General features: G+C 58.5%; 17 protein-coding genes. 5 read left to right on the top strand and 12 right to left on the bottom strand.

The genetic code is table 11. From position 1 onward, the window contains the following. Window positions 1-2: 2 nt before the first annotated feature. Window positions 3-1,379, top strand: a complete 1,377-nt coding sequence (locus tag ACYVAC_RS19645; protein ID WP_461099497.1) for a RagB/SusD family nutrient uptake outer membrane protein — start codon at window positions 3-5, stop codon at window positions 1,377-1,379. A gap of 121 nt (window positions 1,380-1,500) precedes the next feature. Here the strand turns inward: ACYVAC_RS19645 and holA are convergent, their stop codons facing one another. The 6 genes from holA to ACYVAC_RS19615 form a co-directional block, all read right to left on the bottom strand. Continuing rightward, window positions 1,501-2,535 (bottom strand): DNA polymerase III subunit delta, encoded by a 1,035-nt coding sequence (gene holA / locus ACYVAC_RS19640; RefSeq protein ID WP_461099496.1) that lies wholly within the window; start codon window positions 2,533-2,535, stop codon window positions 1,501-1,503. Between the two features lie 42 nt (window positions 2,536-2,577). After that, on the bottom strand, window positions 2,578-3,171 hold the full coding sequence (locus ACYVAC_RS19635) for an acyl carrier protein phosphodiesterase (RefSeq protein WP_461099495.1): 594 nt from the start codon (window positions 3,169-3,171) through the stop codon (window positions 2,578-2,580). Further along, on the bottom strand, window positions 3,168-3,656 hold the full coding sequence (locus ACYVAC_RS19630; RefSeq protein WP_461099494.1) for a deoxycytidylate deaminase: 489 nt from the start codon (window positions 3,654-3,656) through the stop codon (window positions 3,168-3,170). The genes ACYVAC_RS19635 and ACYVAC_RS19630 overlap by 4 nt, the downstream gene beginning before the upstream one ends. Before the next feature lie 80 nt (window positions 3,657-3,736). Continuing rightward, complete coding sequence (locus tag ACYVAC_RS19625) at window positions 3,737-4,063, bottom strand: nucleotidyltransferase domain-containing protein (RefSeq protein ID WP_461099493.1); 327 nt, start codon at window positions 4,061-4,063, stop codon at window positions 3,737-3,739. 312 nt (window positions 4,064-4,375) lie between these two features. After that, window positions 4,376-5,710 carry an ABC1 kinase family protein gene (locus ACYVAC_RS19620; RefSeq protein WP_461099492.1) on the bottom strand — a complete coding sequence of 445 codons (1,335 nt, stop codon included), beginning with the start codon at window positions 5,708-5,710 and terminating at the stop codon, window positions 4,376-4,378. Between the two features lie 83 nt (window positions 5,711-5,793). Continuing rightward, the gene (locus tag ACYVAC_RS19615) at window positions 5,794-6,474 is read right to left on the bottom strand and encodes a TetR family transcriptional regulator C-terminal domain-containing protein (protein WP_461099491.1); all 681 of its coding nucleotides are present in this window, start codon (window positions 6,472-6,474) and stop codon (window positions 5,794-5,796) included. Between the two features lie 164 nt (window positions 6,475-6,638). Here ACYVAC_RS19615 and ACYVAC_RS19610 point away from each other — a divergent pair, with 164 nt between their 5' ends. Further along, complete coding sequence (locus tag ACYVAC_RS19610) at window positions 6,639-7,190, top strand: hypothetical protein (RefSeq protein WP_461099490.1); 552 nt, start codon at window positions 6,639-6,641, stop codon at window positions 7,188-7,190. Here ACYVAC_RS19610 and ACYVAC_RS19605 read toward each other — a convergent pair. The 4 genes from ACYVAC_RS19605 to ACYVAC_RS19590 all read right to left on the bottom strand — a co-directional run bounded on the left by ACYVAC_RS19605 (window position 7,187) and on the right by ACYVAC_RS19590 (window position 12,133). After that, entirely contained in the window at window positions 7,187-9,301 is a 2,115-nt protein-coding gene (locus ACYVAC_RS19605) for a ComEC/Rec2 family competence protein (RefSeq protein ID WP_461099489.1), read from the bottom strand. The two genes, ACYVAC_RS19610 and ACYVAC_RS19605, sit on opposite strands and share 4 nt — an antisense overlap. Further along, window positions 9,298-9,750 (bottom strand): GNAT family N-acetyltransferase, encoded by a 453-nt coding sequence (locus tag ACYVAC_RS19600; protein WP_461099488.1) that lies wholly within the window; start codon window positions 9,748-9,750, stop codon window positions 9,298-9,300. Before ACYVAC_RS19600 ends, ACYVAC_RS19605 begins: the two co-directional genes overlap by 4 nt. An 81-nt stretch (window positions 9,751-9,831) precedes the next feature. Continuing rightward, entirely contained in the window at window positions 9,832-11,166 is a 1,335-nt protein-coding gene (locus ACYVAC_RS19595) for a M43 family zinc metalloprotease (protein ID WP_461099487.1), read from the bottom strand. Window positions 11,167-11,173: 7 nt separating this feature from the next. Further along, a complete protein-coding gene (locus ACYVAC_RS19590) occupies window positions 11,174-12,133 on the bottom strand; it encodes a PhoH family protein (RefSeq protein ID WP_461099486.1) in 960 nt (319 codons plus the stop codon). A gap of 358 nt (window positions 12,134-12,491) precedes the next feature. Here ACYVAC_RS19590 and dnaB point away from each other — a divergent pair, with 358 nt between their 5' ends. Continuing rightward, window positions 12,492-15,107, top strand: a complete 2,616-nt coding sequence (gene dnaB / locus ACYVAC_RS19585; protein WP_461099485.1) for a replicative DNA helicase — start codon at window positions 12,492-12,494, stop codon at window positions 15,105-15,107. Between the two features lie 73 nt (window positions 15,108-15,180). On the opposite strand, the gene rlmD is transcribed toward dnaB, so the two are convergent. Continuing rightward, entirely contained in the window at window positions 15,181-16,659 is a 1,479-nt protein-coding gene (gene rlmD, locus ACYVAC_RS19580; protein WP_461099484.1) for a 23S rRNA (uracil(1939)-C(5))-methyltransferase RlmD, read from the bottom strand. Between the two features lie 132 nt (window positions 16,660-16,791). Between rlmD and ACYVAC_RS19575 the strand changes: the two genes are divergently transcribed. Continuing rightward, on the top strand, window positions 16,792-19,044 hold the full coding sequence (locus ACYVAC_RS19575; protein WP_461099483.1) for a gliding motility-associated C-terminal domain-containing protein: 2,253 nt from the start codon (window positions 16,792-16,794) through the stop codon (window positions 19,042-19,044). Between the two features lie 27 nt (window positions 19,045-19,071). Further along, the gene (locus ACYVAC_RS19570) at window positions 19,072-19,881 is read left to right on the top strand and encodes an SDR family oxidoreductase (protein ID WP_461099482.1); all 810 of its coding nucleotides are present in this window, start codon (window positions 19,072-19,074) and stop codon (window positions 19,879-19,881) included. A 162-nt stretch (window positions 19,882-20,043) separates the two neighbouring features. On the opposite strand, the gene ACYVAC_RS19565 is transcribed toward ACYVAC_RS19570, so the two are convergent. Continuing rightward, window positions 20,044-20,769 (bottom strand): SH3 domain-containing protein, encoded by a 726-nt coding sequence (locus ACYVAC_RS19565; protein WP_461099481.1) that lies wholly within the window; start codon window positions 20,767-20,769, stop codon window positions 20,044-20,046. Between the last annotated feature and the right edge of the window lie 25 nt (window positions 20,770-20,794).

Genomic DNA, 20,794 nt, shown 5'->3' with positions numbered 1-20,794 from the left:
TCATGAAAAAACAAACCATACTGGCGGGCCTGCTGGCAGTTTCCCTGATGGGGGGCCTGTCGTCCTGTTCGTTCTTCAATACCGAACAAGTCATTGATCCCAACAACCTGTCGGTAGCCGCCTTCACCAACAACCCTACGCGGGCGCAGGTAAATCTGCTGGCGATTGGCGTACAGGCTGCCATGCGGCAGGGTTATAGCGATCTGGTAGCCAGCACGGGCGCCATCGGCCGCGAAACCATCTACTCGGCGTCGACCGACAACCGCTACTTTACCGAACTGCTGGGTACGCAGGCAGCCAACTACGGGGGCGCTACTGACCCCAACGGTATCTTCAACAGCTACTACACCAGCTTTTCGGCAACCCGCCGGCGGGCCGAGCAGTTTACCCGCGCAGCCGAAACGGCCACGGCCCTGACCACGGCCGAGAAATCGGCCAGCAAGGGCTTTGCCCGCACGGTGCAGGGCTACGTGATGCTGCAGCTGCTGAATATGCAGGGCAAAAACGGCATCCGGTCGGGCTACACCGATCTGAACTCGCCCAACGACCAGCTCAAGCCGCTCAAGTTTACCGACTACGCGGGGGGCCTCGACCTGGTTATCAGCACCCTGAACGAAGGCGCAGCAGCCCTCGATGCCGGTGGTACCAGCTTCCCCTTTACCTTCGCCAGCGGCTGGTCGGGCTTTACCACCCCGGCCGACATGAAGAAGTTTAACCGGGCCGTTGCCGCCCGGGCCTTTATGTACAAGCAGGACTGGGCCAGCATGAACACCGCCGTCAACCAGTCGTACCTGAACCTGACGGGCGATCTGAACGTGGGGCCGAAGTTCAACTTCTCGAACGACCAGAACGATACACCTAATGCGCTCTTCCAGCTGCCCGATGGCAACGGCGCCCCCTATGTGCTGTTCGATGAAGTGATCAATAGCGCCGAAGCCGGCGATCTGCGCGTAGCCAACAAAACCCGTAAACGAACCGCCGTACGCTCGTCGGGTGGTATCCAGTCGAGCTACGAGATCAAGCTGTATTCGGGCGTAACGGCCCCCATCGGCATCATCCGCAACGAAGAGCTCATTCTGATGTCGGCCGAGGCCAAAGCCCAGACGGGCGATCTGGCCGGTGCCACGACCGCCGTCAACGCCGTTCGGACGGCCGCCGGCCTGAAAGCGTACAGTGGTGCGGCTACGAAGGATGCCCTGATCGCGGAAATCCTGAAACAGCGTCGGTACTCGCTGCTGTTCGAAGGGCACCGCTGGTTCGACGCCCGCCGGTACAACCTGCTGGCCACGCTCCCCTTCAACACCTCGCCCTACAAAGTGTTCGACAACATGGTCCGTCCCAACGCCGAAACGCAGTGGGAACTGGCCAACCCGCTCTAGGGGCCTGCCTGTTTTACGGCCATCCGATTCAGTATCCATCAAAAAACCCCGCCAGCATCGCGCTGGCGGGGTTTTTCAGTAATAGAGGGGCTCTGCATCCCGTCAGGCGCTGGCAACTGCTTTAGTGGAGAATCGTAAAAATCAGCTCGCGCAGAATATCGCTTTCGTTCATGGTGGGGGCATCGATGCCTTTGCTGAGGGCATCGGCCCGGCGAATGGCGTGGATGATGTCGGCCACTTTGGGCAACGGGTAGGCCCGGGCAGCGCTGAGGTAGTCTTTTACAAAAAACGGATTGACGCCCAGCACCCCGGCCAGCGCTTTGTCCGACTGGTCTTTGGTGGCCTGTACCAGAATAACCTTGCTGAAATACCCGAACAGCTGCGACAGAATCACGACCAGCGGATTGTCTTTTGGGTTCCGGGCAAAGTAGTCGATGATGCGGTTTGACTTCACCACGTCGCGGCTCGCGAGGGCTTTTTGCAGTTCGAATACATTGTACTCTTTGCTGATACCCACCAGTCGCTCTACCGTACTGGCCGATATTTCTTCGCCCACGTGCAGATTGATCAGAATCTTGTCGATTTCGCTGGCCAGTCGTTTGAGGTCGTTGCCGATGTGATCGGCCAGCAGCTGACAAGCCTTGGGACTTACCTTGGCTCCCTGCTCGCGGCAGTACTCCCCTACCCAGTCGGGCACTTTGTTGTCGTAGAGTTTTTTAACGCCCAGCAGTTTCCCCTTCTGCCCGAACGCTTTGACCCAGGCTTTGCGCTCGTCGAGCCCCGATTTACCTTCTTCCTTTGTGTAGCACAGCATTAGAATGGTGCTGGCCAGGGGGTTGAGCGCATAGTCTTCGAGCAGTGTCTGCGCCGATTTATCGTTGATGCCCGACAATTGCTGGGCTTCTTTGACGAGCACCAGCTGCCGCTCGGCCATAAACGGGTAGCGTCGGGCGTAGTTCAGCACAGCCCCCACGTCGGTATCTTTCCCAAACAGCACAAACTGATTGAAGCCCCGTTCGGCCGCCGGCACAGCCACTTTTTCGAGTTCGCCGGCAATGCGGTCGATATAATAGGGTTCATCGCCGTGGATGAGGTACACGGGGGCAATGCGTTTGTTCCGAATATCTTTCAGCAGGGTATCAACAGCAGCAATCACAATACGAATTGGTTAACGGTCTGGCTCGCCGATATTTACCCGCTACAGCTCGGCCTTGACCGCCTGCGTGTGGGCAACCAGCTCAGGCCAGAACCGGTTGAAATGTTCCTGAATCTGGCTGTCGTACCGAATCAGATCGTCGACCGCCGTTTCCAGCCCCGACGCGAACGCGGTTCGCCGGGCAATACCCCGCAACGAGCGGTCGATACCGTCGGTGGTGCGGTAGTTGAGCACCCAGTTTTGCCGCACCATGGCTTCCATCATGTGGCGGGCCGGCGCTGGCAGCCGTTGGACGTGTGTCTGGAGAACCGCGTAGAAGTCGGCCACAAACGTCGGCAACGACTCGCCGGTCAGGGGTGCAAAGGTAACCGCCAGCTGGTAGTCGAAAAAGACATCGACCGCCACCCCGGCGTATTTGTGGCAGCGCGGGTAGAGCAGCGTGCGCACAGCCGCTACATCGGGGTGGGCATCCGTAAAAGCATCGATGGCCCGGTGGAGCCGCACGCCGGCCACCTCGCCAGTGGTCAGGCCGTGGCGGGGATGCGCCGGGTCGCCTTTGATGAAGTCGCCGATAAAATTCCCGATCAGCCAGGGCGCGTGCCGCTCCGACAGGTAGGCATGCGCCAGAATGTTCATGCGGCCGGTACGGTTTGAGCCGTTTCGGCCGCTGGCTGGTAACGCTCTACCGTCACCCCGAACCGGCGCAGAAAGTCGACCCCTTCGTCGGACGGAATGCCCTTGTATTCGGCGTAGGAGTGCAGAAAGACCACGCGCGCAATTTTCATGCTGTAGATAATGCGGGCGCAGGCAATGCAGGGCGACAGGGTAACATAGATGGTGGCCCCTTCGATTTCGGCCCCGTTTTTGGCCGCGTATAGAATGGCATTCTGTTCGGCATGAAGCGCCAGCGAACACGACCCCTTGGAGTCGCGGGGACACCCTACGCCCGGGTACTCTTCGTCGCAGTTGTGGGTACCCGCCGGTGGACCATTGTAGCCAATCGAAATAATGCGGGTGTCGCGGGCCAGCACCGCGCCGACCTGCGCCTTGATGCAGTGCGAGCGTTTAGCCAGGTTAACGGCCAGCTCCATAAAAATATCGTCGAAACGCGGACGGGGCATAACAAATCAATTCAGGGGTTGTATGGAAGGTGCGTACAGGAGCCGGGTATCGACCGCAGTCAAACGGTGCGGCCCGACAATCAGGCCCGCTTTACGACCGGAGCACGCTCATAGATAGGAATACCAACCCGGTCAATATGGTTCAGCAACGCCGGCTCAGTTACCGTACAGCGATTGATGATGTCAATTTTATAGAGCCAATCAAGGTCATTCAGGGCAGCCATCAGGTCGACCACATCCCCGAAACCGAGTTGATCACCGTCGATCGCCAGGTCAATATCAGACCCGGGGCTGTACGTACCCACAGCCCGCGACCCAACCAGGATAACGCGCGACACAGCCGGATGCTGCCGAAAAACAGTCACCAGTTCAGTCAGGACGTCTTCGCCAAGCCCGTATTTAGTCATCGAAAATGGTCTTTTATCTTCCGGAACGTTCTTCCTCCAACCAAATAGCCAGCTCGTTCAACAGGCCCCAAAACACGCCAATAATAGAAGCAACGATTTCTCCGGCTGTATTCTGGTAGTCAGTGCCCGTTTAAAGTTGCTGAATCGTTGCTGCCACCGGCTGTCTTCCTGTTCCATGCGGCAAACTAACAAAAATTGACCCAGCCGGGCAATCGGGCCGACGCGTGTGCCCCCGGCCAGGGCTCAGACGGCAAAAGCCCCGGCCCCGACAAATGCAGGGCCGGGGCCAGGCTGGAAACGCGTCAGGCCAGATTACACCTGGTCGGCCGTGACCCTGGCCGACCGCAGCCACTCGGGCTTGTTGGTGACTACCCGGGCCTTCAGTTCGTTCAGCATGGCATACAAACCGTAGTACGTTCGGTTTACATACAGGCCATCCTGCGAGCCGCGGGCTACTTTCGAGCTTTTCAACTCCTGCACATTGGTGAGCCCCTCGGCGAAGGCATACACCTTGTTGAAATAGTCGTCGTCGCCGAAATCGAAGTAGTCGACGGCAAAAGGCTCGCCCAGCATCCGGATCATCTGCTTGAACAGATCCGAGAAGAACGCCCGGTCTTTGGGTGAATCCTGCGGAGTCAGAAACTCCAGATTTTCGAATATCTGCTCGGTCAGCTTGTCGTCATCGATCGTATCGGGGTTGACCAGCCGGAAGTAATTGTCGTAGTAGAAGTCCGGTATCACCTTCACGCAGCCAAAGTCGATCACGCCCATCGTGCCGTCGGGGCGCATCAGAAAGTTGCCGGGGTGGGGGTCGGCGTGAACCTGCCGGAGCGTATGAATCTGGAAATCATAAAAATCCCAGAGGGCCTGCCCAATCTGGTCACGCACCGCCTGCGACGGATTTGTCTGCAAAAACTCTTTCAGGTGCATACCCTCCAGCCAGTCCATCGTCAGAATCCGCTTCGACGACAGCTCAGGATAGTAGGTCGGGAAAACCAGCCCCGGAATGTGGGCGCAGGCGGCCGAAATTTCCATACTCCGCTTCAGTTCGAGCGCGTAGTCGGTTTCTTCGAGCAGCTTCGACTCCACTTCGCCCATATACCGATCGATGTCGCGCTCGTTGAGGTTGAGCAGCCGGACAGCCAGCGGTTTGGCAATCTTCAGATCGGAGCTGACGGCGTCGGCTACGCCCGGATACTGCACCTTCACGGCCAGCTTCTTACCGTTTTTGAACGCCTGGTGCACCTGACCGATACTGGCGGCATTGACGGCATCCATCGTAAACGAATCGAACAGCTCCGATGGACTCTTGCCGAAATACGTCCGAAACGTTTTGACTACGAGCGGCCCCGACAGCGGTGGCGCCGAATACTGCGCCATGGTAAACTTATCGGTATAGGCTACCGGCAGCAGCCCCCGGTCCATGCTGAGCATCTGCGCCATCTTCAGCGCCGATCCCTTCAGCTCGCTCAGGGCATCGTAGATATCGGCCGCATTGTCCTGGTGCAGCTCCTCGCGCGACAAACTGGGATCGAGCAGCTTTTTGCTGTAATGTTTGATATAGTTCCCCCCTACCTTGACGCCCGCTTTTACGAACTGACTGGCACGGGCAACTTTCGTTGTCGGAACGGACTGCTGGGTTTTCATAGGTCAATGGGTGATTATGCCGTGGCGTGACCAGGCGCCCGAATCAGCAGAACTGACTCTCACTACGCCCTGAACGCCACCGCTTATTTGTTTTGGTAAACGAACTTGGCCAGATCGATCAGCGAGTCGATGGGCGACCGCCCAATCAGATCGAAAGCCGTGTTGACCGCCTTTTCGATGGCGCTGTCGGTTTTCTCAAAGCCTTTGCTTACGTCGCGTACCCAGAAGTCAAGAACAAACAGGGTCTGGGCCCACAGCGCATCGGGGTACCGGTCGGTGATAAAGGGGCGGGGCTCCACTTCTTTGCTTTCCCGTCCCTCGGCCAGCAGATCGCGGGCGTAGTCGTAGAAGGCATCCTTAAAGGGGGCCAGCACCCGGCTGCGGCTGGCCATCCCCCGCGAGCGCAGGGCCGCTTTGGCAATCGGGCTGGCGGCCGCGGCCTCAGGGCGCAGCTGCCCGTAGCTATACACCACGAAGCTGCGCTGCGCTTTCAGCAATTCGATCCAGGTGTAATAAAAGGCCAGCAGTTTTTCGCGCACCGAATAGCCCTGATAGGTTTCGTCGGCTTCGACCGTGGCGCGGGCCTCGTTGAAAAGGGTCAGCCACACGTCGGCTTCGATGGCGTCGAACGACGCGTAGTCTGTATAGAAATCGGATTCGGCCAGTTTCAGCTTTTTCGCAAACTGAAACACAGAGGCAGGCTGATGGCCGGTTTCGAGAACGTACTCAACGTAGGCTTTACGGATTTTTTCGGTTGTTTCCATACACTTGGCAAACGGTGTGTTTGTGCGAAAAGTTTTCTGATTTCCCGGTCATTTACCGGGCCGGCTGACCCGCCACGCAGACCCATAGAAAATCGCTGCCGGCCCGCACGACACCGCCTTTTTTTACCGACCTTTGCGGGGTCAATAACTCAATACGACTGACCATGAACGTTTACCTGCATACTGTGATGTGCGCCCTGTGCCTGTTTTTATGCGTATTCCTTTCGACCCAGAGCTACGCCCAGTATGGCGGTGGGTACGGGGGTGGCTACGGCGGACGGATGGGTGGTATGGCAGGTGGCCAGAACATGGGCAGCAGCTCACCCCGCGCCAGCATTCCCAACATTGCCGGCGATATGGCCAACAAGGAAACCAAGTGGCTCAAGGAAAACCTGAACCTCGATAAAGACCAGCAGAAAGCCGTTAAGAAACTCAATAACGAGTATGCCAGTATGCAGCAGGATGCCATCAAAGACATCGTTGGCACCCAGACTGGCCGCCCGTCGCCCGAGACCATCAAGCAGATTCAGGACTCGATGCTGATGTTCAACGAAGAAAAAGAAGATAAGCTGAAACCCCTGCTGACGCCCGAGCAGTGGGACCTCTACCAGTCGAAGAAGGAGCAGATGAAAAAAGACATCGGCGGGTACCGCCCCCCCGCGCCCCGCAAACCCGGCACGCCCGACTCGACGGCCACGCCCAAACCGGGCAACTAAGGCAGTTCGGCCACGTAGGCTCCCATCTGCCGCACCGAGAAACAGCGAATGCGCTGCTGCCGGGCCTCGGCCAGCAGCCGATCGGTCAGGGGCGTCCGGTTCGAATCGTCGAATACAATGTGCCGGGCCACCACCCGCTCCCGCAGCTGCGCCCAGTCGCGCACGGCATTTCGCCGGATAATCACGTAATCGACCACTGCCGGCAGTTGCCAGCGCGGGTAGTTTGTCAGCCGGTTGATCAGTAACACCGACGTACCGTGCCAGACCCACAGGCTGTAGTCGCGATCCAGATGCCGGGCTACCATCGGGTGCTGTGCCGTATCGACCGGATAGAGTTGCCGGCGGTCGGGGTCGGCAATGCCCCACTGGCCAAACGTATTTTTCAGGTAGAAGGCGTACGAGCGTTCGTCGCGCTGGTCGAGGTCGGTAAGCAGCAGACTACGATTTCCTTCGGTGAAACTCACGGCCGTGCGGTGGGGCAGAAAATGCACCGCTAGCCGGCGCTGATGCAGTTGCGCATAATCGTCCTGAATGAGTACCACGGCCAGCATCACGGCGCTCGCCAGCGTGGGCCATGTCCACAGGGGGTTGCGGCTCAACAGCAGGGCGGCCGCGCACAGAATAACCGCGTAGACAAGTAGCAGTGCCGCCGGCGATAGCCACAGGTTGCTCCAGCTGGCGCCCGGCAACTGCCCCGTCTGATCGATCACCAGGTTGAGCAGCCAGGCCATTTTATGCAGCGCCCAGCCCAGCCAATCGTTCAGATACGGTACCCAGCACAGGGCCAGCGTTGCCATGGCCAGCGGCAGCAACACCATCGACGCCAGCATCACAAACGGATTGGCCAGCAAAAAATACGTGGGAAACTGGTGGAAATAGTAGACACCGAGCGGAAACGTAGCGAGCTGGGCCACCAGCGCCACGGCGGTCATGTTCCAGAGCCAGTTGCCCGCTTTCGTGCGAACCGTAAACGCCTGATAGAGGGGCGACTGCCACGCGCCGATGCCCGCCACCGCCAAGCAGGACAACTGAAAACCGGGCGAGAAAAGGGCGTAGGGATCGTAGAGCAGAATGCCGAACGCGGCCACACTGAGCGTATGCATCAGTGGTAATGGTCGTTCTTTAGCAGTGGCGATCAGTACCAGGCTCACCATAGCCGCCGATCGGAGTACCGGCAGCGAAAAGCCCGTAACGAGGGCGTAGAACCACAGTATCGCCAGCTGCAGCGCAATGAGCCAGACACGGTCGTGGCGCTTGCCCGCCACGCGGTTGATGAGCCAGGCCAGCACCAGAAACAGTATGCCCACGTGCAGGCCTGATACCGAAAGAATATGCACGGCCCCGGCGGCCGCGTAGGCCGTGTACTGCTCGGCCGACAGGTCGTCGCGAACGCCCAGGATCATCGCGTTGACAATGGCGTATTCACGCCGGCTCCCCACCGCCCGGGTCAACACCCCATCGGCCCAGCGGTTGACCCGAATGGCCAGTTCTGTGAGCCGGCTGGGCGGATCGACACCCAGCATCCGGCGCTGAAATGACCGCAGGTACTGCTGGTGATAGATGCCCCGATAGGCCAGGTACTGCCGGTAGTCGAACTCACCGGGATTGAGGGGCGGGTCGATGGGTCGAGGGGGGCCGTTCACCAGCCACACCTCGCCATAGCCCGGCATTGGCCCCGCCTGCTTGTCGAGGTACACAATGACACGGCCACGCAGGGGCTGCCACCGGGCCGGTATGCCCCAGCGCCCCTGCCGAAGAGCCAGTTCGACGCGGTACGTTTTGACCCGCTCTTCGGGCTGGGCAGCCACCACGCCTTCGTACGCCTGCAGCGTATCGGTCAGGTGAACCAGGTTGTCGGCATCGTTGCGGGCCGTTCGGCACCAGGTAGTTGTCCAGCCCAGTACCACCAGCAGGCTCAGTACGCCCACGCCCGTGAGCAGCTGCCGCGTACCGACAGGCCACCGGTACTGCCCCAGCCGGCCGATACCAAGCGCCCCGAAAGCCAGAACCGCTACCACCCCGACCAGCCAGGTGGCTTCGGGACAGTAGCGGTAGAAAACGATACCGCAGGCCAGGGCCATTACGGCACGGACAAACGGCGGCAGGTTCATTGTTTGGGATAGGCCGATACGGGCAGTACCATCTTGGTGTGCATGATGTTGCACTCGTCGAACTGAGGGCCTGTGGGCACAAAGCCGAAGCCTGCATAGAGCGGCATGGCCGTCAGCTGAGCATGCAGGTAAATGCTTTCGATTGGCTCGGGCATCAGGCTGAATACACTGTTCAGCATGGTGCCGACCAGGGCTTTGCCAACGCCCTGACCCCTGAACTGAGGTAGCACCGCAAAGCGCTCCAGTTTGATCCCTTTCGACGTTCGGCGCCAGCGGGCCGTACCGGCCGGCTGGCCATCGACCCGCGCCAGCAGGTGCGTACTGGTCGACTCAAATTCATCGAACTCCTCCTCGGGAGCTACGTGCTGTTCTTCCACAAATACCTGCCGGCGAATGGCAAAAGCCGCTTCGGAATCGGCAGGGTCAACGATCTGGATAACGTCGATCATACAGTCAGTTATTGGTTCACATTAGTCGGCCCTGATCAGCGGCACGGCAGCCGGTTCGGGCAAAGCGGCTACTCCTCACCGTTACCGCACCAGCAAACGGCTGCTGGCCACTTCGGTGTCGGTCCTGACCCGCACCACGTAAACGCCGGCGGGCAACCCCAGTACATTCAGCGATACGCGGCTGCTGGGCGAATTGGTGTACGACAGCGCGCGGATCTGCCGGCCCGTCATGTCGTACACCCCCACCGTAAACGACTGAAATCCCTTTAGTTGCACATCAACTGTAGGGTCGGCAGTCAGCGCCGGATTAGGATACACGTTGATTGTCAGCCTGTCGGTTTCAGGCAGCGCATTCAGCGCCCTGATGAGCTGCTGCCGGCGGGGGCTCAGCTGCAGCACGGCCCGCATCCGGGCGGCTTGCCCGGCCGTGAACAGATTCATGCAGCCGTCGGGCGAGTAATCCATGTAATTCTCCGTCAGATCGCGGGTCTGCACGCCGTTTACGCAGGTCGAGTACGTTGTCCGGCACTGCGAAGTCTGGTTGGGGCCTTTGGTCGGGGGGGTATCGGCCACGTAGTCTTCGGCGCAGCCATCGCCATCGCCCCAGGTATGAATCAGCCCCAGCCAGTGCCCGATTTCGTGGGTTGTCGTACGGCCACAGCAGTACGTATCACTCCGTACAGCCCCTGTCCGGCGACCGAAATAACGGTAATCGATAATGACCCCGTCGATCAGCTCGTTCTGGTACGAAATCAGCCCCTTCAGCGTGTCGGCTGCCGTCGGGAACTGTCCGTAGCCCAGGTAATTGTTGGCCAGAGCCGTTACCCAGATGTTGAGATACCGATTGCTGGGCCAGTAGGCAATCTGCGACAGCAGCTCATCGTCGTTGAACACGTCGAACGAGCTTTTCTGGCTGTAGTAGTGCCGGGTAATACCGGTGGTAGCATTGCCGTTGGGGTCGGTGGTCGCCAGGTAAAATTCGATGCCCGTATCGGCGCCGATCGGACTGGTGTTAAAACCCGGGGTTCCCTCCTTCCGCCGGTAATCTTCGTTGAGCACTTGAAGCTGGGAGGCAATCTGTTCGTCGCTGATGTTGCCATTGGTGGCCCCGCCAATCACGCCGGTCGATGTGTTGTGAATGACGTGTACGACCACCGGGATGCGGTATACGGTCTGGTCGGCAGTCTGCCGCAACCCCTGCTGCTGCAGTTGTACCTGTTCGACCAGCTGATTGAGCTGATCGACGTTTCGGCGCCGGGCCGGATCGCGCAGCTGCAGCACCATCTTTTCGTACTCCGACGAGCCGCACCGACGCAGAACGGGCGCGGTGGCGGGGGTCTGTGCCCCGACCTGGCCCGCCAGCATACTAACACAAAAACCGGTCAGCAACAGCCGACCGGTTTTTAACAGATGCATGGTCAGGCTATTGCCCTGCTTTTTCATAAGCCGTAATAATTTCACGCACCAGGCGGTGCCGCACCACGTCACGCCCATCCAGCTCGACAAAGGCAATGCCTTTGATCTGTTTCAGAATATCGACCGACTCGACCAGGCCCGATTTCTGCCGGTTGGGCAGGTCGATCTGCGAGCGGTCGCCGGTGATGATAGCCTTGGAAGAGGGCCCCATCCGGGTCAGAAACATCTTCATCTGCATCGGCGTGGTGTTCTGAGCCTCATCGAGCAGAATAAAGGCATTGTTCAGCGTACGACCCCGCATGTAGGCCAGCGGAGCAATTTCGATAATCCGGTTTTCCTGATACAGCTTGAGTTTTTCGGCCGGAATCATATCGTCGAGGGCATCATAGATGGGCCGCAGATACGGGTCGATTTTCTCTTTCAGGTCGCCAGGCAGGAACCCCAGGTTTTCGCCGGCTTCGACGGCCGGGCGGGTAATGATGATTTTCTTTACTTCCTTATTTTTCAGGGCCCGTACGGCAATTGCTACCGCCGTGTAGGTTTTACCCGTACCGGCGGGGCCAATGGCAAATACGAGATCGTGTTTCTCGGCCGCTTCGACCAGTCGTTTCTGATTGTCGGTTTTGGCCCGTACCACCACACCCCGGTTCCCGTAAACGAGTACTTCATCGTCGTCGGGTGGTACGGGGGGCAGGGCGCCGTTGGTGGCGATGCCGCCCTGACTCAGGTAATTCTGCACGTTCTCGTGCGTTAGTTTGCCATACCGCTGGTAGTGTTCCAGCAGTGACTCGAGGATATCGCTGATTCGGGTAATCTCAGGCGTGGTGCCTTTGATCCGGATTTCGTTTCCACGGGAAATGATCTTACTCATCGGGAAGGCAGCAGCTACCTCCCGGATAGTATTGTTCTCTACGCCCAGAAAGTCTATGAGCGAGACATTGTCGAGGGTGATGACTTTTTCGACCAAACGATGCGTTGCGTTTATGTGTGATTCCGAAAAGTAAGCGAATTATCTGCCTTAACAACGCAGGCCGATCAAAAAATATTCACCCGGTTCGGTATTGTTTTAAACTGACCTATTCCGGGAAAGTACTGGATTTATCCGCAAAATACCAGTACTTTGCTGACAGACAGCCGTCTACCTCCGTTGTCTGCCTGATACGCCGGAGTGGCCGGGTACTGTTGCGGAAAAAGTCTGTTTTTTTTCGGAGTGATACGCGCAACATTACCAGAATGTTACGAATTTTTTGGGGTCTTCCGGGCTTATACGTTGTCGATTAGGCACTTGTCCCTCGGGGCAGGAATTCGTAAACTTGCAGTACGTCATGGAGAATAACCCACGCCCCAATCAGCATTTTCGCAAACAACCCACGTTTGCCGGCGGTCGCCCGCAGGCTGGCAACGCCTGGCTCGACACGGGCCTCGGCAAGCTGCCTCCGCAGGCCCTCGACCTGGAAGAAGCCGTGCTGGGTGCGCTGATGATCGAGAAAGACGCGCTGTCGTCGGTGGTCGACATTCTGAAGCCTGAAACGTTCTACAAGGAGGCCCACCAGCGTATCTACAATGCCATTCTAACCCTGTTTGGCAACTCCGACCCGATCGATCTGCTTACCGTTACGCAGCAACTGCGCAAAACCGGTGAGATCGAACTCGTCGGCGGGGGGGGCTATGTATCGGAGCTGACGTTCCGGGTCAACTCGGCGGCCAACATCGAATACCACGCCCGGGTTGTGTCGGAACAGGCGCTCAAGCGGGCACTCATCGCCATGTCGTCGACTATCCTGCGCGATGCCTACGAGGATACGACCGACGTGTTTGAACTGCTCGACCGCACCGAACAGTCGCTCTTCAAGATTTCGGAATCGAACATCAAGAAGAACTACGCCGACATGAGTACCATTGTGCGGCAGGCGCTGAACGAACTCGAAACCAAGAAAAATCAGGAAGGGCTAACCGGCGTACCGTCTGGCTTTACCAACCTCGACCGCGTCACGTCGGGCTGGCAGCCCACCGAACTCATCATTCTGGCTGCACGGCCGGCGATGGGAAAGTGCCTGGGCAAGGGTACCCGGGTCGTGATGTTTGATGGTTCGCTTCGTAATGTCGAAGATGTTCGGGAAGGCGACCTGCTGATGGGTGACGACTCGACCCCGCGCCGGGTACTGTCGATTGCCCGAGGCCGTGAACGCATGTACTGGATCCGGCAGAACAAGGGTATCGACTACCGCGTCAATGAAAGCCATATCCTGTCGCTCAAACGCTCCCGTAATGAAGGCCCCCATCAGAAAGGTACTGTCCTCAACATCACGGTGCGCGATTACCTGACGAAAAGTGACAAGTTTAAATCAAATTACAAGGGCTATAAAGTAGCCGTCGACTTTCCGGAGCAGACCGTACCGCTCGATCCATACTTTGTGGGGCTCTGGCTCGGGGATGGGCATGCCTACAGCTCCCGCATTACCAATACCGACGGTGAAGTAATCGATTACCTGCGCGAGTACGCTACCGAGCTCGATCTGTCTTTATCGACTTACGAACAGGCCGGCCGCGTCAACAACTACGCCATCACAACCGGTGGTCGGGGCCTTAGAAAGGCGTTCAACGTACAGCAACAGCTGCAGGGTCTGTCGGTGATCGAACACAAACATATCCCGCGTTCGTACCTGATTAACTCAACCGAAAACCGGCTAAAGCTGCTGGCAGGCCTGATCGATAGCGACGGGCATTACCAGGAAGCCTACAACTGCTACGAGATTACGCAGAAAAGCAAGGAGCTGGCAGAGCAGATCAAATACCTCTGTGACACGCTCGGGTTCCGGTGTTCGCTGGTCGAAAAGCAGGCTACACTGACTGCCCGGGGCTATTCGACGACCGTATACCGCGTACGGTTGTTCGGCAACCTCGACAGCATACCGGTGCGGATCGACCGCAAGAAAGCACGCCCCCTGCGGTCGAGTTGCGACTGGCGCGTTACCGGTATCGAGGTTGAGTACGATAAGGTCGACGATTATTATGGCTTCTCGATCGACGGAAACCGGTTATTTCTACTCGAAGACATGACCGTTACGCACAACACCGCTTTTGTAGTGTCGGCGCTGCGCAATGCGGCTGTCGACCATGGCAAACCGGTAGCAATTTTCTCGCTCGAGATGTCGTCGGTCCAGCTCGTCAACCGATTGATTTCGGCCGAAGCCGAGATCGACTCCGAGAAAATCAGAAAGGGTACGCTGGCTCCGCACGAATGGACCCAGCTGCACCATAAGATTCAGCGACTGACCGAAGCGCCGATTTTTATCGACGATACACCGGCACTGTCGATTCTGGAGCTGCGCGCCAAATGCCGCCGACTCAAAGCCCAGCACGACATACAGATGGTGGTCATCGACTACCTGCAGCTGATGTCGGGCGATACGAGCGGGCGCGCGGGTGGCAACCGCGAACAGGAAATTGCCTCGATCTCGCGGGCTCTGAAAAACCTCGCCAAAGAACTCAATGTACCGGTTATTGCCCTGTCGCAGCTGAGCCGGGCCGTTGAAACCCGCGGTGGCGACAAAAAACCACAGCTGTCTGACCTTCGTGAATCGGGTTCGATCGAGCAGGATGCCGACATGGTCTGTTTCCTCTACCGCCCGGAATACTATAACATCACGCAGGACGAGAACGGCAACTCGACCGTAGGGGTTGGCGAAGTGATTATCGCCAAAAACCGGAGCGGCTCGCTCGACACTGTTCAGCTGCGGTTCGTGGGTAAGTTCACCAAATTCTGCGACCTCGACTCGTATTTTGAACCGGTGGGGACCCAGACGTTCAGCCCTGAAGTAAATGGGCTCAGCAGCTTCGATGCACCCCAGCCCCCGGCCGGGGGCAACGTGTTCCGTTCCAAAGCCAACGATCTGTCGAACTTTGGCCACGCCGATCCGAGCCAGGAAACGCCCTTTTAAGCAACGGCTACCCTATACAAAAAGGCCTGTACCCTCGTTTGGATACAGGCCTTTTTCATCTTTCAGCAGGCAACTACGGGGCTACCGCCGGCTCGGTATACACCCACCCTGCCCGCCTGGTCAGCAGCACCACATTTTCGACGTGGTGGGTGTGCGGAAACATATCGACGGGCTGAACGGCCGTTACATCGTAGCCAGCATCCAGAATCCCCAGATCACGGGCCTGTGTAGCCGTATTGCAGCTCACGTAGACAATGCGCTGGGGCGAGGCTTTCAGCAGCTGACGCGTCACGGCCTCGTCCATACCCGCGCGGGGCGGATCGGTAATCACCACATCAGGTCGGCCATGCCGATCGAAAAAGGCATCGGTCAGAATATCTTTCATGTCGCCGGCGTGGAAGCTGGCATTGGTAATTCCGTTGACCTCGGCATTGACCCGGGCATCGGCTACGGATGCTTCGACGTATTCGACGCCGACCACTTCGCGGGCCTGCCGGGCCACAAACAGGGCAATGGTACCGGTGCCGGTATAGAGATCGTAGACCCGCTCCTGCCCGGTCAGTCCCGCCCAATCGCGGGCCACCTTGTAGAGGTTATAGGCCTGCTGCGCGTTGGTCTGGTAGAACGACTTCGGCCCCACCCGAAACGTCAGCGGCTGGCCACTGTGGTCGTCCATCCGTTCTTCGATAAACGGCTGCCCCGCCCAGTTGATCACGGTCTGATCCTGATAGCTGTCGTTTTTCTTGGTATTCAGGATGTAGTTGAGCGAGGTGATCTGCGGAAAACGCGCCTGCAGGTAATCCATCAGTCCCGTCAGCTGTTCGGGATCGTCCTGCGCCACCTGCACTGTCACCATTACCTGCCCGCTCGACGCCGTCCGGATGATCAGCGTTCGCAGAAAGCCCGTGTGCTGCTTCAGGTTATACAGCGTCATGCCGTTGGCAAACACGTAGTCGTTGACCGCCAGCCGAATGGCGTTCGACGGGTCGGGCTGCAGGTAGCAGTGGTTGATGGGTAACACCTTGTCGAAGCGGCCCGGCACGTGGAAGCCCACCGCCCGAAAATCCATCGGCTCATCGGTAGCGGCTTCGGCTTTGGTGAGCCAGCGGCCATCGGCGCAGGTAAACTCCAGTTTGTTGCGGTAATACTCGGTGGGATGCGCCGACAGAATCGGCTGGATCTCGGGCAGGGCCACCTTGCCGATCCGGGTCAGGTGGTCGATTACCTGCTGCTGTTTGAAGCGCAGCTGCTCGGGATACTGGATGTGCTGCCATTTGCAGCCGCCACAGGTGCCAAAGTGTTCACAGAACGGCTCGGTACGCAGCGACGACCGCTCGATGACGCGTTCGGCCACGGCTTCGCGATACTGTTTCTTACGGTTGGTGATCCGCAGGTCCACCACATCGCCGGGGGCTACACCCGGTCCGCCCGTGGGGTTCTCAACAAAAATGACGCCCTCTTCGGTCCGCACGATACACTTGCCTTCGGCCGCAACGTCGGCAATGGTAACGGCGTATAGTCGCTCGGGGGCTTTATGGTTTTTTCTCCGCATACTTGTCCAAAAATTCCGCTAATTTAAGCAGCCTTTTCTAGAGGAGTTAACGGTTTTTGGGCAACGGCTACGGTTCTGCCAATGGGCCTACCGGCGCTGCCCCTGACCCTGAGCATTTGTAAACCGCTTTCTATGATGAACCTGTATCGGTTTGTAGTGTGGGTATGTGTCCTGACCAGCCTGGTGCTGGCGGGCAGTGAGACGGTATGGGCAACGCACATTGTGGGGGGCGAACTGGAGCTGCAACGACTGACGTCGACGGGCACGGCTACGCACCGCATCAACATGAACCTGTACTTCGACGCGGTCAACGGCAACGCCGGGGCCAATGATGCTACGGTAACGGTATTTATTTTCCGCAAACGCGACAACGCCATCATGGGCAGCGCGGACTTGCCGCGGGTCAGTACGCAGTATGTCAACTACACAAATCCATCCTGTGCGCTGTCGGAGCTGCAGACACTGCTCATCCGCTACAGTGCCGACGTAACGTTTTCGCAGACGCTCAACGACCCCGACGGCTATTACATGAGCTGGGAGCGCTGCTGCCGCAACAACATCATCAGCAACATTATTAATCCCGGCGCGGCTGGTTCGGTGTTTTACCTCGAGTTTCCAGCGCCTTATTCGGGCAGTACGCCCTTCATCAACTCCTCGCCGGTTTTTGGCACGGCCAAGGGCGATTTTATTTGCATTGGCCGGCCCTTCACGTTCGACTTCGGCGCGCGCGACCCCGACGGCGACAGCCTCACCTACACGCTCGTAACCCCCTACAACGGCAATTCCACGTCGGGCAACCCCAACCCTGGTCAGCCCGGCGCTACCGGTCCGGCCCTGTATTTTCCGGCGCCCTACAGCGACGTGCGCTGGCAGTCGGGTATCTCGACCCGCAACGAAATTCCGGGAACGGATCCGCTGCGGGTCGACGCCCGCACGGGGCTGCTACGCGTTACGGCCGACCGGGCCGGCTTGTTTGTCTTCTCGGTCGAAGTCGATGAATACCGCAACAAAAAACGCATTGGGCGCGTCCGGCGCGACTTTCAGCTGCGCGTAATCGACTGCGCCCGCAACGACGCGCCCCAGCTGCTGTTCAAGCCCAAAGGCCAGAACACCTTCTACAAGGAGGGCACCGTGGTTACCCTGGCCGAAGGCGACACCAACTGCCTGAACCTGTACATTACCGATATCAACCCCAACCAGCGCATCACCATCACCAACATGAGCGGCTCGCTGCCGGGGCTCACCCTTACGCCCGGCGACCTGCAAACGCGCACCAGCCGCGACACGCTGCAAACGCAGTTTTGCTTTGGCCGCTGTGTGGGAGCCGACGGCAAACCCGTTACGCTGATGATCCGGGCTACCGACGATGGCTGTCCGCAGGGGCTCAGCGATACACTTACCATTCGGCTTGCCATCAAACCCGCGCCCAACGACAAGCCCAAGGCAACCACCAACCTGACCAACAATATCGGCCGGGTTATGGTGGGTACTCCCCTCAGCTTCACCGCCTTCGGCGCCGACCCCAACAACGACAACATCACGATCGACGCAGTAGGGCGAGGCTTTGCCCTGGCGCAGGCGGGCATGAGCTTCAGCGCGGCCTCGGGCGTCGGGAAGGTTGCCCGGCCGTTTACCTGGAAACCGACCTGTACCGACGCCACCCGATCGGAATACCTCGTCGACTTTATCGTGACCGATACCCGCTGCAGCAACGGGCAGCGCGACACCGTAACGGTTCGGCTCAGTGCGGTGGGCTTACCCAGCCGCCCGCCCAGCGTGCAGACGTCGCTCGCCCAGCCCACCGTCACGATCACGGTCAGTACCGACCCGCAGGCAACGGGCAGTTCGTTTATGGTGACGGGCGACGATCCTGACCGCGACACGCTGCTGCTTTCGGGCGTGGGCCGGGGCTTCGACATGAAAGCCATGGGAATGAGCTTTACGAATAAATCGGGGCGGGCGGCCCTGCAGGCGCCGTTCGACTGGAAGCCGACCTGTGCGCTGCTCAACGGCAAACCGGAAGCCACCTTCGTCGTCGATTTTACGGCCGACGACCGTTCCTGCCAGCCGGGCCACGCCACCACCACCACCGTTACGTTTGTTGTCAAAGACCAGTCGGGCAGCGCCGAGATCACCGTTCCGAACGTGTTTACGCCCAACAACGACGGCATGAACGATTTCTTTACGGTGAAAAACCTGCCCGAGTATGGGTGCTTCGAGCAGTTTAAATCGGTCAGTATCAGCAACCGGTACGGGCGCATCGTCTACACCTCGACCGATGCTCACTTCGCCTGGGCCGGCACCGACATGCCCGCCGGCACTTACTATTACCTGCTCGAAACCACCAAACGAACGTACAAGGGCCCCGTCACCCTCATTCGATAAACGGTTCGTGCCGTATCTTCGTGGCGTATGAACCAACAGATTGTCTTAATAACGGGGGCTTCGTCGGGTATCGGGAAAGCCCTGGCCTTCGCCTTCGGCCGTGAGGGCGCTCGACTGGCCCTGTGTGCCCGCAGTGCCAGCTCACTCGATCTCGTCCGGCAGGAACTTACCCAGGCCGGTATCGACGCACTGGCCGTTCCGGCCGACGTCAGTGTTGAAGCCGATGTCAAAAATTTAATCGATAAAACCGTTGCGCACTACGGCCGCATCGATATCCTGATCAACAACGCCGGCATTTCGATGCGCTCGATGCTGATCGACACCGACCCTGCCGTGATCGAGAAGGTGATGGCGATCAACTTCATGGGCACGGTCTACGCCACGCGCTATGCCCTCCCCTACATCGTGCAGGCTAAGGGTTCCATCGTAGGCATTTCGTCGATTGCGGGTTACCGGGGCCTGCCGGTACGGGCGGGATATTCGGCGTCTAAATTTGCCATGAACGGCTTTCTGGAAGCCGTCCGGACGGAGTTGCTGCACACGGGTGTACACGTACTAACGGCGTGCCCGGGCTTTACGGCGTCTAACATCCGCTTTGCAGCCCTCAACGCCACCGGCGAGGCCACCGGCGAAACCATGCGCGACGAAGCCGGTATGATGACCGCTGAAGCCTGTGCCGATCACATTCTGAAAGCCGTTCGATCGCGCAAACGCGAGCTGATTCTGACCGGGCAGGGCAAACTCACCGTGTTACTCAACAAATGGCTGCCCAGCCTGATGGACAAACTGGTTTACAACACCCTCGCCAAGGAAAAGGACTCGCCGTTGAAACGTTGAGTGCGTGGTGATTGAGCGGTTGAGTGACAAACCCACTGCGGTAACGCATCACGCAATCGCACCAGCATTCAGTTGAACGTTGAGCGCGTGGTGGTTGAGTGGTTGAGTGACAAACCCACTGCGGTAACGGATCGCTCAATCACTCATTCACCCAATCACTCATTAAATCACCCACACCTGATCCTGCCGCACGTAGTACCACTGGTTGTGCCAGCGGACGCGGAGGTAGATGTCTCGGCTACCGAGGATATTCAGCTTGTTGCCCCGACTGATTACGTCAACCACGGGAGCCGCAGCCGACGGATCGGTGCGGAGTAATACCCGGTCGTCGTTGGTGATACCCGACCGTACGCCCCGCGGCAGATTGACGAACACCAGCAGACCGATCAGGAAAAAGAACAGCACCCCTTTCTGCCGACCCGGTACCGGCTGGTTGCGCAGTACTTTGTTCAGCAACACACCAAAGGCATAGATCGCCAGCACCAGCAGAAACAACTGAAAGTAAATGCCGTACTGTTTGTAGAAAAGATAGAAGTAGTTCAGGTCGTCGGTTTCGTAGCCGCTGAGGTTGTTGGCTCGTGCAATGTCGTTCATACGACGGAGCACCGCATCGTCGGGATGGCGGTCGAGGTAGACTTGCAGGTAGTATAGCAGATGGGGTATGTCGTTCTGGCGCTCGCTGGCGCTGGCCAGCTTGAGCAGCATCACATCCGTAGCTGGAAACCCGCCGGCCATGACCCGCTGGTAGAGTCGGGCGGCATCCTGCTGAGCATCAGCGGCAAACAGCGAGTCGGCCCGGCGCAGGGTATCCTGTCGGCTGTCGGCCCGAGCGGCCCCCGCCGAAAAAAACAGGAGAAATAGGCTTATTTTAAGAGCCAGGGCTTGCATTGATAAATTAAAGGCTATACTTTTG

This window comes from Spirosoma luteolum, assembly GCF_054778875.1.
Note: the sequence above shows the minus strand (reverse complement) of the source record. Positions and strands in the feature narration are given on the sequence as shown.